This window comes from Paractinoplanes deccanensis (assembly GCF_016862115.1).
Classification (GTDB): Bacteria; Actinomycetota; Actinomycetes; order Mycobacteriales; family Micromonosporaceae; genus Actinoplanes; species Actinoplanes deccanensis.
Window position 1 is genome coordinate 1 of record NZ_BOMI01000034.1, and the last position, 12,328, is coordinate 12,328.

A 12,328-nucleotide genomic window follows, 5' to 3' on the forward strand; every position below is an offset into this window, starting at 1 on the left:
GAGCCGGCGCGGGCACACGCCGAGCGGGCAGAGTCTGTCTCAGGCCCGGGAGCGCAGCGCCGGGCCGCCCTGTCGCGGCCGACGGGCCGGCCGGTAACCGGGGCGGTCACCCGTCCAGCGTGCTGTCGACCGGGTCGTCGTCGTGGGTGACTGCTTTGGCGTTGAGGGAGGCGGCGAGCTGGGTCATCCGGTGGAGGACCGCGGCGTCGGCGTAGTGGACCTCGATGACGTCCTCGTTGACGAAGAAGGGCACTGGGTGGCCGGTCCAGCAGGTGACCGGTGGGCAGGCGATGCGGCGGATGCCGGAGGGCACCCTCGCCTCGGCTGTCGTCATGGTGGTGAAGTCCGGTTGGGCGGCCGCCAGGTCACGCCATTCGGCGGCGCGGATCGGGTTCTCCCGGTTGAGGCCGCCCACGGCTGTTCCCCGGGTGATCGCGAGGGCCCGCGCCTACGCGTGCCTCTGGGTGTCGCGCAGGGAGGCGATCAGGGTGTGGGCCAGTGGCCACTCGCCGTAGCCGGCGTCGGTGTTGATGTGGCCGGCGTCGCCCAGGTCGAGCAGGCGGCTGCCCCACGCTTCGGCGTAGGTGGGGGCCACGCCGGACGGGTCGTACTGGTCGTTGGTGCTGGCTACCACGATCGACGGGAAGGGCAGCGGGGTGCGGGGCACGTCGCGGAACGAGGACGCGGCCGTGGGGAAGCCGGGGCCGTCGGGGTCGGGGATGGCGACCAGCAGGGCGCCGGTGACCGGGGGGAGGCCGGGGCGGGCCGCCCAGTGGGCGACGGTGAGGGTGCCCAGGCTGTGGGCGACCAGGATCGGGCGGTCGGCTACGGCCACGGCTCGGTCGAGGGCCGCGATCCAGTCGTCGAGGTCCGGGTCGGTCCAGGAGGAGGGCTGGATCCGCAGGAACGTGGGGTCGGCGTCGAGCAGGGTCTGCCAGTGGCCGGGGCCGGAGCCGTCGATGCCGGGGACGGTGACGGCGGTGATGCGCGGGGAGTCGATCACAGAGGGGGGCCTCACTCACTAGACTTCGCGGGTGGCGAAGTATTTCGACGTGCATCCGGACAACCCGCAGCCCCGCGCGATCCGCCAGGCGGTGGACATCATCCGCGGGGACGGGCTGATCGCCTATCCCACGGACTCGTGTTTCGCGCTCGGCTGCCGGATGGGCAACAAGGACGGTCTCGACCGGATCCGGGAGATCCGTCATCTCGACGAGCGTCATCATTTCACGCTGATGTGCCGCGACTTCGCTCAGCTGGGCCAGTTCGTGCAGATCAACAACGCGTCGTTCCGGGCGGTCAAGGCTGCCACGCCGGGGGCGTACACGTTCATCCTGCCGGCGACCAAAGAGGTGCCCCGGCGCCTGCTGCACCCGAAGAAGAAGACCGTGGGCGTGCGGATCCCGGACCACATCGTGGCGCAGGCGATCCTCGCCGAGCTCGGTGAGCCGCTGCTGTCCAGCACGCTGCTGCTGCCCGGCGAGGAAGAGCCGATGACCATGGGCTGGGAGATCAAGGAGACCCTCGACCACCAGCTGGACGCCGTGGTCGACTCGGGCGAAGGGAGCACCGAGCCGACCACTGTCGTCGACCTCTCCGACGGCGAGCCGGAGATCCTGCGGGTGGGTGCGGGCGACCCCAGCCGCTTCGAGTAGCGGTCAGGGCTGAAGCCACCTGCGCGGTACGGCGGCCGCGATCGCCCCGTAGCCGGCCGGGTTCAGGTGCAGGTGGTCGCCGGTGTCGTAGGCGGGCAACAGCTGCTCGGGCGCGGCGGGGTCGCGTACGGCCGCGTCGAAGTCGGCGACCCCGTCGAAGAGGCGCCGCAGACCCTCGTTGACCGCCCGGCGGGAGCGGCGGCGCAGGCCGGCCGGGTCGTCGTACCCCGTGTTGCCGCCGAACGGTGTCAGCGTGGCACCGTAGGCGGTGAGGCCGGCGGCGTGCGCGCGCAGCACGATCTGCTCGAAGGCGACCAGCAGATCGTCGACGATCTGCTTCTGGGCCTGCTCGGTCGCCTCCGCCGTGCCGATGTCGTTCACCCCCTCGAACAGCAGCATCCGGTCGACGCCGCCCACCGCCAGCACGTCACGGTCGAGGCGGGCCAGCACGTTGGGGCCGAGACCGTCGCGCAGCACCCGGTTGCCGCCCGCGGCCTGGTTGAGCACGGCGATCCGTACGCCCCGGGCGAAGAGCTGGTCGGGCCAGCGGTCGTTGCCGTTGGTCGTCGAGCCCCGGCCGTCGGTCAGCGAGTCGCCGACCACGGCCAGCGCCGGCACGGCCGCCGGCACCTCCACCGCGCTGATCAGATACCAGTGGTCGGTCGACGTGGCGCCCGGCAGGTCCGGGTCCGCGTTGTGGTCGCCCTTCAGCAGGTACGACGTGGTGCGCGACCCCGGATGACCGGTCACGGCGTCGCCGGTCAGACCCGTCGGGACGTACGCCGTGACGGTCAGGTTGGCCGACACCGCGACCGGCAGCGCGACCGGGTCCGAGACGATCTGCGCGCCCACCGGCACCGTCACCGACGGCCGGCCGCCGAACGTGAGGGGGCGCGCGCTGCCCGGCTCGAGGGCCGGGACCCCCGCCCGGCCCCCGAGCGGCAGCCCGACCGAGGCCGAGCCGATGGTCAGGTCGCCCGCGCCGAAGGCGTTCGAGAAACGCACCCGCAGCCGCTGACCGCCGGCCGTCACGTGCACGGTCTGCCGCAGGGTCGTGTCCGCCAGGTTCGCGAACGGGGCCGGCGGCAGGTTGTGCGGCTCGGTCAGCTGCGGCATGGCCGTCCAGGTGTGGATCCAGGCCGTACGGGACGACGGCCGGCCCGGCAGCGCGGCCGCGGCGGCGGGGACCGCCACACCGCCCAGGGCGAGAAGGGAACGCCGGCGCATCAGAACCTCCGGCTCTCGGGCGGGCCCAGGTACGACTGCTGCAGCCCGCCCGTGTCGATCACGAGGCGCTGCACGATCACGGTCGGATCGACGGCGTGGAACGTCACCGTGTGTTTGCCCGGGCCGGAGATCTCGTGCGTCGTCGTGGTGATGTTGATGTTGTCGGAGGTGTTGCGGGCCCACTGCCGGTTCATCGTGGTGTCGTTCGCGCCGGTCGCCGTGGTGATGTTGACGATCTGCGGCGGCGCGCCGTCCACCGAGACGCCGTACCGGATGCCGGCCGGGGTGTAGACGCTGTTGCGCGGCGACAGATACGCGGAGATCCGGACGGGCTGGTCGCCGGTCAGGGTGACCGTGTACGACAGCGACGCGCCCTGCGACACCGGTGTCAGGCCGTTGCCCGTACGGCCGATGCCCGGCAGCAGCTGCCACGAGCCCGACTTGCGGGAGTAGTGGTCGGCCTCGATCGCGACGTGCCCGCCGGCCTCGAGGAACCCGGCCGGGGCGACCCGCGGCCGTTCCACCTTGACGTCCACCACGGTCGAGGTGCCCGCGCCCGAGACGGTGACCGGGACGGTGGTCACGCCGAGGGGCGCGCGCTTCCAGTCCACGCTGACCGAGACCCGGACCTCGTCGGTGACCCGGCCGGAGGCGGGCGTGACGCGCAGCCACGGCTGCCCGGTGCTCACCTCGTACGAGAAAGCGGTGGTGCCCTTGTTGTAGATCTCCAGGTGCGGATCGGAGGACCGGGCCGCCCACGGGCTGATCGACGACGGCAGCACGGGCAGCACACCCAGCGACGCCTGCTCCGGCACGTCGATGCGCTTCAAGTACGGGAAGATCTCGTCGGGCAGCGCCACGTTGTTGAGCTCGGGCTGCTGCCACGGCGCGTTGGGCCCGTAGCGGGCCACGTTCCCGTACCCGATCTTGGGTTGGGTCTGCCAGCCCTTCCACTTCCCGCCGGCCAGCTCCTCGTTGTAGTAACGGCTCATCGCCTGGTCCTCGGCGAACAGCGCCTCGGCGCGGTCGGCGAGCCGGTTGGTCGCGGCGCGGCCCTGTGCCGCGTACTCGATGTTGGTGAACTCCGCGCGGCGCAGGTCGTAGATGATCGCCGTGTCCTTGATCTGGTAGTAGACCAGCTGGTAGAAGGCGTCCTGCAAGGCCGCGGGCACCCGCCTGCGGACCTGGGTCGCGTGCTCGGCGAGGCGCAGCCACTCCTCGGTCACGCGGTTCATCTCGTCGTACGCCGTACGGCTGAACGGGCTCGCCTCGTCGTTGTAGGTGACCTCGCCGGTCGCCGGGTTCGTGGTGATCCGGCGGTTGAGCAGCTCCGGCTTACGGCGCGACTGGAGATGCCCGTACGTGTCGAGCAGCTCCGCGACGGCCGGCGCGAGCGACGTCCCGAAGTTCTGCGCGGCGAAACGGCGGTTCCACTCCCCCAGCTTCCCGACCGGCAACGCGTCCGGGTTCCACGCGTAGTCCAGGAAGAACTGGGCCGGCAGCTCCTCGTTCTTCAGATCGCCGACGTTCACCATCCAGAGACGATCCACACCCGAGGTGTACGCCAGGTGCAGCTGCTCCCAGGTGTTGGTGAGGTTGACCGTGTCCGCCCACTTGTAGTTGCGGCCGTCGCCGACGTAGTCGAAGTGGTAATACAGCCCGTAGCCGCCTTTTCTTGCCGGCAACGACGCGTCAGGCAGCCGGCGCATGTTGCCCCAGTTGTCGTCGCAGAACACCACGGTGACGTCGTCCGGCGGGCGGTAGCCGTTGTCCCAGTAGCGCTGCACCTCCTTGTAGAGGGTCTGCACCTGCGGACGGTCGATCAGCCCCGTCTCCCGCAGGATCTGCCGCTGACTGTCGATGATCGACGACATGAGGTCGATGCCGTCCCCGTCCGGCAGCGACACGTCACCGTTGCCCCGCATGCCGAGCGTGATCACGCCCTCGATGTTCTGGTCGCGCATCCGCTCCGCGCCGTCGCGCCAGTACGCCTTGATCGCGTCGGCGTTCCGGCGGAAACTCCACTCGCCGGTGCCGGTGGGATGCCGGTTCCACTCCTCGATGCCGCGCATCATCGGAGCCTCGTGCGACGTGCCCATGACCACGCCGTAGAAGCTGGCGGTCGCATGGTTGAGCGGATCGTCCTCGGCGAAGGCGCGGCCCCAGACGGCCGGCCACAGGTAGTTCGCCTTCAACCGCAGCATCGTCTCGAAGACCTTGGCGTAGTACGCGGAGTTCAGCCCGCCGGGATGACCGGGCGCCTTGCCCGGCCCGAAGAAGCCGGGAGCCCAGGTGCCGGTCGCGGGGTTCTCGTCGTTGATGAAGAAGCCGCGGAACTTGACCTTCGGGGTGCCCTGCGTGTGCCGGCCCGGCAGAACGTAGAGCTCCTCGGAGGGGGCGGCGGGGACGTCGTCCCAGAAGTACCAAGGGGAGACGCCGATGTTGCGGGAGACGTCGTAGGTGCCGTAGATGCTGCCGCGCTGATCGCTGCCGGCGATCACGAAGGCGCGGCGGACACCGGGCAACGGGTCGGTGACGACCTGCTCGACGGTGGTCTCCCATTTGCCCTGGATGCCGCGGACGTCGAGCTTGCCGCGGGCGATGATCTGGTCGATGAGGGGGCTCTTGCCGATGGTGCCGACGATCACGGGGTCGCCGGAACCGGTGGGGCGGGTGCCGTTGATCGACGAGCCACCCTGAGCCGACCCCGCCCTTCCCAAGGGGGAGCCCCCGTCGGTCATTATCCCGGAAATGCTGGAGATCGTGCCGGCGCCCTGTGGACAACCGCCCGCTGTGGACAACTCGGCGCACGTGTCGTCGTGCACTACGGTGGGCCGGACGCCGGTGACCTTCTCGATGTCCGTCTGCAGGTCGTCGACGACTCGGATGACGCCCGCGTAGTCCGCGGTGCTCACCACGATGGGCGCCGCCTTGCCGCCGGCCACCAGCGGGAAGCGGCCCGGGCCGGGGCGGGTGGCGATGTACCCGGTGGTGTTCGCCTTGAACGAGCCGGAAGCGGCGGCGGGATCGGCCGCGCGATCGGCTGCGGGCGCCGAGGCGGCAGGGACGGCGAGCAGCGTCGCGGTGACCGTGAGGGCGACGGCCGCGGGAAGCAGAGTGCGAGCGGCGGGACGCAGCGCAGAACCGCTGGGACGCAGCGCAAGACCGCTGGGACGCAGCGCAAGACCGCTGGAACGCAGCGCAAGACCGCTGGGACGCAGCGCAGAACCGCTGGGACGCAGCGCAGAACCGCTGGGACGCAGGGCGAGAGCGGCGGGACCCAGGACGCGACCGCTGGGGCGCAGGGCGCGGGCGGCAAGACCCAGGGCGCGAGCGACAGGGCGCAGAGCAGAGATTGCGGGGCGCGGAGCGCGGACTGGACGGCTCATTTGAACAACCTCAGGGGTACGGCGTCGGCCATCGCGGCCATGCCGGTGTCGTTGGGGTGGAGGCCGTCGCCGCTGTCGTAGGCCGGGTTGAGGCGCAGGCGGTCGGCCGGGTCGGCCATGGCGCGGTCGAAGTCGACGACGCCGTCGTATTCGCCGCCGGAGCGGATCCAGCGGTTGAGGACGTCGCGTTTGCGCTCGTTGGCCTCGGTGTAGAAGCCGAACGTGTCGCCCTTGAACGGCAGGATCGTGCCGCCGATGGCGAGGATGCCGGCGGCGTGGGCGCGGGCGATCAGCTGGCGGTGGCCGAAGATCAGGTCGTCGGCCGTCACCACCTCGGACGGGGGCGCGACGGTGCCGGGATGGCCGAGGTCGTTCACGCCGAGGAGCACGATCAGATGCTGTACGCCGGGCTGGGCCACCACGTCGCGGTCGAACCGGCGCAGGCCGCTGTGGCCGAAGTAGTTCGCGAACGTCTCCGCCTCGCTGCCGGCGGGCGGGTTCGGGTCGTGCAGCAGGCGGTTGCCGGAGATGCCCACGTTCGCGACGCCGCGTTCCAGGCCGGCGGCGCGCAGCCGGGCCGCGAGCAGGTCGGGCCAGCGGTGGTTGAGGTTGTTCTGGGTGTTGGCGCCGTTCGTGATCGAGTCGCCGAGGGTGACGATCGCGGAGCCGCGGTCACGGACGGAGACGCCCGAGAGGAACAGATATTGACCGATCGTCTGTACGGGGGTGACGGTGCGCGCCGCGGTGACGTCACCGTCGGCGACCACGTTGTCCTGGAAGGCGAACGCGGCGACCGTGGTGACCGGGGTGCGCGCGGGCAGGAAGAGGCTGATCGCCAGGTCGGCGCCGGGTGGCACGCGCAGCCGCACCGGGTCGCTGACCAGCGGCGACCCGGCGGGCAGGATCACGTCGGTGCGATTGCCGAAGGTGACCCGCCGGTCGGTGCCGGGGACGATGGCGGTGCTCGCGCCCGTGCCGGCGCGCACGGCGACCCGCACGGCGCCGACCCGCAGCGGGGTGGTGCCGAACTCGTTGGTGATGCGGATGCGCAGCTCGTCGCCGCCGGCGCTCAGGTGCACGATCTGGCGGACGGTCTGCGCGGTGAGCACCAGCGGCGGGGTGGGCGGGATGGTCGTCGGGGCGGCGGCCCACGAGGCGACCCAGTCGAGGTCGTCGTCTCCCCGGTGCGGGGACGAGGAGGCGGCGGAAGCGGAGGCGGGGACGGCCAGTCCGGACGCGGCGGCGGTGACGGCGGCGCCGGAGGTGAGGGCGAGGAGTTCGCGTCGGGTGGGCATGGGGCTCCTTCTCGGCAGCGGGGCGAGGGGCCTCCCATCGCGATGAGGCGGCCGAAAGTTTCGGTAACACATCGGACGGACCTCCGTAACGTAAAGGCGTTCATCTATGTCGTCAAGACACTCCAGGCCGATCATGGTGAGGAGATGGCATCGAATCGTTACCGAAAAGCGTCGGAACTTTCGCCCCGAGCCCAGGAGGCCACAACGCGGGCGCGGCCAAGGTACGGTGCCGCCGAGGGGGGGTGGAGGGGTGACAGAGGTGCGCCGACGGCGGCGCGAGTGGACTCGCGCCGCCGTCGGGTGGGGTGGGTGGAAGGTCAGGCCGTGGAGCAGGCCAGGTTGTTCACTGAGGGTGGGGCGGCGCCCGAGCCGATCAGGCCGAACGTCGTCTGGCCGTTGGCCGCCACCGTGCCGTTCCAGGTGGCGTTCTTGACCGAGACCATGGAGCCGCTGGACGACGCCGTGCCGCTCCAGGCCTGGGTCAGGGTCTGCCCGCCCGGCCAGGTCCACGAGACCGTCCACTTGCCGATCGCCGCGGTGCCGGCGTGCACCATCACCTCGGCCTGGAAGCCGCCGTTCCACGAGCCCGTCACGGTGAACATCGCCGAGCAGTCGGAACCACCCGGGTTCGGCGTGGTGGGCGTCGTCGGCGTGGTCGGCGTCGTCGGGGTGCCCGGGGTGGTGCCGCTCCCCCGGATGCCGGTGACCTCGCCGTTGCCGCCGTCGAAGACCACGTCGGAGCAGCCGTAGAACGTCTCGTTGCTGTCCGAGCGCTGCCACACCGAGTAGATCAGGTGGCGGCCGCTCTTGCCGGACGGCAGGTTCGCGTTCCAGTAGTAGTAGCCGTCGTCACTGCCCGGGCCGCCGTTGTCCGGCGGGTTGGTCTCCGTGTCGAACGGCGTGGACTCCAGGTCGCTCCAGGCGAGCGGCCGGGTCGGGCTCCAGCTGTCCTTGGTGATGTAGAGCCGGAACGTGCCCGGGTGCTTCGCCCAGTTGTTGTACTTGACCCCCAGCGTCGCACCCGAGGTCAGGTGCGTCACCGGCCAGTCGTCGCGGGCCAGGTTGAAGCCCGTGAAGTTGTACGGGCCTCCGGTGCCGCCCGAGCAGAGCTGGCCGTCCGGGATGAACCCGGACATCCGGCCCGCCCCGTCCGAGCGCAGCACCGCGAACCAGTTGTAGAGCGACGTCGTGCCGCTCTGCGCGACGGCCGCCGCGCAGGCCGCGTTCGTCGGCTCGATCGCCCCGGTGGACGGGTTGCGGCCGTCCTTGTAGCACAGCCACGTCCGGCTGCCCGGCACCATGATCGCGCCATGGGCCTCGGCGGCGCCCGGGAGGCCGACCAGGGCCGCGCCCGCGGCGAGGACGGCGCTCACGGCGTACACAAGCCAGCGTTTTCTCATCTCGAACCCCCTCAGCCGTTCGGGAACAGGCGGGCGAAGTCGGCGTAGCCGGTGGCGACGTCGACCTGGGCCCAGAAGCGGTGGTAGTTGAACGTGGGCGCGGGGCCGCCGTTCAGGTAGGCCTGGACCTTCGGGAAGTCCGGGTCGTTCTTGTAGAAGGAGCGGATGTCCAGGAAGGACACGCCCGGCTTGATGGCGTCGCCGTTGGGCATCGTGCCGCTCCAGCCCGGCGGGATGTAGATGCCCTGTCCGGTGGACGCGTTGTAGGTGTCGTCCATCCGGTTGTAGTCGGCGCGGGTCTCGGTGACCGACACGCCCTTGGCGTCCTTCTTGGTCCAGATCGCGTCGAGCAGGTTCTTCGCCGCGGTCTTCGCCGCCGCGTTGCCCGACTTCGCCGCGTAGTACGTCAGCAGCTTGGCCAGCGAGCCCGCCACGCCGAGGTCCTGGCCCTTGCTCGTCACCGTGACGTGCAGGTTGGTGTTCGCCGCCGGCGAGGACGGGTTCCACGTGGCCGGGGCGCCCGACCACTCCATGTCGGACGGGATGGAGAAGTCCGTGGCGCTGATGGTGCTGTTGGCCAGGGCCCACGGCACCCACTTGTCGAGCACCGACTTCGCCTTGGCGTCGTTGGTGAGCCAGTAGTACTCGGCGAGGCGCTCCAGCGACCAGGTCTGCATGCCGAACCAGCGGTTCGACGGCGGGTCCTCGTACACCGGGGCCTCGACGTAGGCGAGACCGTAGAACGTCGGCGTGCCGGCCGGGCGGGCCTGGTAGCTGCCGTTCCAGCTGTTGGTCGCGCCACCGGCGATGGCGCCCTCGGACGACTGCAGCCACTGGTAGAACTCGAGCTGCCGGTTGAGGCTGGCCTGCCAGTCGGCCTTGGCGGTCGGCGACTTCGGGGCGAAGGCGCTGACGTTCGACAGGATGTACGCGGCCATCGGGTTCTGGTAGCCGAAGTGGCTGGTGCTCGAGCCGATCCGCCACGCCCAGCCGGCGCTCGTGTCGGTCGCACCGCCCCAGGCGTAGTACCAGGACATCAGGTTGTTGCTGGCGTTCTTGCCGGTGCCCGCGGCGCACGACGTCGAGGCGCAGCCCGGCTGCTTGAAGTACTTGTCGTAGAACGAGTACCGCAGGTAGTCACCCATCTTGGCCGCGTTCGTGACGGCCGCCGAGATCTGCGACTGCTTGCCCTGCTCGGTCGCCCAGGTGTACGCCCAGTACGCCGCCTGGATCGCGCGGGAGTCCGCGTCGGGCGCGTTGGTGTACTTCCACTGCTTGGCGTAGCTGGAGTCCTTGGTGAACAGGTCCAGGTAGCCGTTCGGGCCGCCGTGCTTGAAGGTGTCGCAGGAGGGCTGCGGCACGGTCTCGAACGTCGACTCCTGCGGGCCGCGCTGGAAGGTGTTGATGTAGACGTTCTTCGACGTGCCGTCACCGCACCGGCCGAAGCCGTACACGTTGTCGACGTCGAGCAGCCAGTGCATGCCGTAGATGTCGGAGGTGCCGTACGCGCTCTTCAGCTCCGAGGCCAGCGGGTCGCTGCCGACCGAGACGCTGTTGTCGAGCTGCGACGGGTACTGCGACGGCAGCGGGTACTCGGCCGCGTACGTCGCAGGCTTGGACGCGTCGTACTTGTCGTTGGTGGGCTGGTCGGCGTGCGACGGGATGATGTACTTCTCCATCGTCGCCCAGGCGCTGTTGAAGGGCGCCCAGTCGCCCGACGCGTGCCCGTGCTCGGCCTCGAGCCACAGCCAGTAGCTGAACGCCTCGGAGGTCGTCTCGTGGCCGTGGTCGGGCGCCTCGTCGATCAGCGTCTCGATCGAGTGGTAGGGCACGCCGTCCGGGCTGAAGTAGCCGTTGGCCGGGTTCTTGATGTCGTTGTAGAGCTGGGTGAACCGGGCGTCCGCGGAGCCCTGCTGTGCCACGGTCGCGTTCACCGTGGCGGCGGTGTGCCCGCTCGCGGTGGCCGAGAAGGTGGCGGTCGCCCCGAGCGCCGCCGCGCTGGTGGCCGCGACGGTCACCGTCTGGCCGGTGCTCCAGGTGGACGGGGTGAAGGTGAGCGACGCCGGCGAGGCCGACACGGTCGTGGCCCCGGCGCTGCGGGCGACGGCGACGGTCACGTTCGCCGTGGGCGCCTTGGACAGGGCCAGCTTGAAGGTGGCGCTGCCGCCCGGCGAGACGGTCACCGAGGTGGCGTCGGCGACGATCGCCGGGGTCGTCGCGGCGTCCACGAAGACCGGCACGTCGGCCGTGTTGCTCTTGACCCCGTTCGCGTCGTACGCGATGGCCTGGAGGTGATAGGCCGCGGCCTGACTCGGCACACCCGCCCAGGTGTACGAGTACGGAGCGGCCGTGTCGGTGTTGAGCAGCAGCCCGTCGTGGTAGAACTCGACCTTGCTGATCGAGCCGCCGGAGGCCGCGGTGGGCGTGGCCGTGATCGGGATCGACGCCGGCGCGGTGAACCGGGTGTTCGCGGCCGGGCTCGTGATCTCGACGGTGGGCGCGGCGACGGCGCCGTTGCAGGGCGCCCCGTTGAGCGTGAACGCGCCGGGCACCGGGTTGGCCGAGCCGAAGGTCCCGTTGAAGCCGGTGCTGACGGTGGCGTTGGTGCCGAGGTTGCCGTTCCAGGCCGCGTTCGACACGGTGACGTGCTGCCCGCTCTGGGCGTAGACGCCGTTCCAGCCCTGGCCGACCTTCTGGCCCGCGTCGGGGAAGTCGTACTCGAGCTTCCAGCTGGTGAGCGGATCGCCGGTGTTGGTGATCGCGATGTCGCCGGTGAACCCGCCGGGCCACTGGCTCTGCACCTTGTAGACGACGGTGCAGCCGGGCGCGGCGAGGGCGGGGGCACCGGCCGCGAGGGCCACGCCGGCGCCGAGGACGGCGGCGCCGGAGAAGGCCAGCCCGCGGCGCAGGCGTCTTCTCACTCGTTGTCGTACTCGCACGTGGGGATTCCTTTCTCAGGAGAGGGCACAGGTGACGGGAGAGGGGACGGGGTTGTTCGCTCCGGCGACGCTGCCGAGGAAGCCGAAGGTGGTGGACGCGCCGGCAGCGAGCGCGCCGTTGTATCCGGCGTTGCGGACGGTGACCGCGGTGCCGGTCTGGGTGGCGGTGCCGTTCCAGGCGTTGGTCAGGGTCTGGCCGGCGGTGAAGGTCCACCCGGCGCTCCAGCCGGTGGCCGCGGTGGCGCCGGTGTTCTTGACGGTCACCTCGGCCTGGAAGCCGCCCTGCCACTGGCCGGTGATCCGGTACGTGGCCTCGCAGCCACCGGCCGGCGACGTGGGCGGCGTGGTCGGCGGCGTGGTGGGCGGCGTGGTGGGCGGCGTGGTGGGCGGCGTGGTGGGCGGCGTGGTGGGCGGCGTGGTGGG

9 protein-coding genes are annotated in these 12,328 nt (G+C 70.9%); 1 reads left to right on the forward strand and 8 read right to left on the reverse strand.

The features are described 5' to 3' along the window. Window positions 1–106: 106 nt before the first annotated feature. Complete coding sequence (locus Ade02nite_RS10650; RefSeq protein ID WP_203761420.1) at window positions 107–415, reverse strand: hypothetical protein; 309 nt, start codon at window positions 413–415, stop codon at window positions 107–109. Between the two features lie 33 nt (window positions 416–448). Then, a complete protein-coding gene (locus Ade02nite_RS10655; protein ID WP_203761421.1) occupies window positions 449–1,018 on the reverse strand; it encodes an RBBP9/YdeN family alpha/beta hydrolase in 570 nt (189 codons plus the stop codon). 16 nt (window positions 1,019–1,034) lie between these two features. Here Ade02nite_RS10655 and Ade02nite_RS10660 point away from each other — a divergent pair, with 16 nt between their 5' ends. Beyond that, window positions 1,035–1,655 (forward strand): L-threonylcarbamoyladenylate synthase, encoded by a 621-nt coding sequence (locus Ade02nite_RS10660; protein ID WP_203761422.1) that lies wholly within the window; start codon window positions 1,035–1,037, stop codon window positions 1,653–1,655. Window positions 1,656–1,658: 3 nt separating this feature from the next. Here the strand turns inward: Ade02nite_RS10660 and Ade02nite_RS10665 are convergent, their stop codons facing one another. The 6 genes from Ade02nite_RS10665 to Ade02nite_RS10690 form a co-directional block, all read right to left on the reverse strand. Beyond that, window positions 1,659–2,882 carry an SGNH/GDSL hydrolase family protein gene (locus Ade02nite_RS10665; protein WP_203761423.1) on the reverse strand — a complete coding sequence of 408 codons (1,224 nt, stop codon included), beginning with the start codon at window positions 2,880–2,882 and terminating at the stop codon, window positions 1,659–1,661. Continuing rightward, window positions 2,882–6,271, reverse strand: coding sequence for a glycosyl hydrolase 115 family protein (locus tag Ade02nite_RS10670; protein ID WP_203761424.1), 3,390 nt, complete (start codon window positions 6,269–6,271; stop codon window positions 2,882–2,884). The genes Ade02nite_RS10665 and Ade02nite_RS10670 overlap by 1 nt, the downstream gene beginning before the upstream one ends. Further along, on the reverse strand, window positions 6,268–7,566 hold the full coding sequence (locus tag Ade02nite_RS10675; protein WP_203761425.1) for an SGNH/GDSL hydrolase family protein: 1,299 nt from the start codon (window positions 7,564–7,566) through the stop codon (window positions 6,268–6,270). The genes Ade02nite_RS10670 and Ade02nite_RS10675 overlap by 4 nt, the downstream gene beginning before the upstream one ends. Window positions 7,567–7,883: 317 nt before the next feature. After that, window positions 7,884–8,966 carry a lytic polysaccharide monooxygenase auxiliary activity family 9 protein gene (locus tag Ade02nite_RS10680; protein WP_203761426.1) on the reverse strand — a complete coding sequence of 361 codons (1,083 nt, stop codon included), beginning with the start codon at window positions 8,964–8,966 and terminating at the stop codon, window positions 7,884–7,886. A gap of 11 nt (window positions 8,967–8,977) precedes the next feature. Next, window positions 8,978–11,887, reverse strand: a complete 2,910-nt coding sequence (locus Ade02nite_RS10685; protein WP_239168664.1) for a glycoside hydrolase family 48 protein — start codon at window positions 11,885–11,887, stop codon at window positions 8,978–8,980. Between the two features lie 33 nt (window positions 11,888–11,920). Beyond that, the coding region (locus tag Ade02nite_RS10690; RefSeq protein WP_203761427.1) for a cellulose binding domain-containing protein at window positions 11,921–12,328 on the reverse strand (408 nt) is incomplete at its 5' end.

Bases quoted from the DNA above. Each gene is read 5' to 3' on its own strand.
- Ade02nite_RS10665 (WP_203761423.1), bottom strand. From the start codon at position 2,882: ATGCGCCGGCGTTCCCTTCTCGCCCTGGGCGGTGTGGCGGTCCCCGCC.
- Ade02nite_RS10670 (WP_203761424.1), bottom strand. From the start codon at position 6,271: ATGAGCCGTCCAGTCCGCGCTCCGCGCCCCGCAATCTCTGCTCTGCGC.
- Ade02nite_RS10675 (WP_203761425.1), bottom strand. From the start codon at position 7,566: ATGCCCACCCGACGCGAACTCCTCGCCCTCACCTCCGGCGCCGCCGTC.
- Ade02nite_RS10680 (WP_203761426.1), bottom strand. From the start codon at position 8,966: ATGAGAAAACGCTGGCTTGTGTACGCCGTGAGCGCCGTCCTCGCCGCG.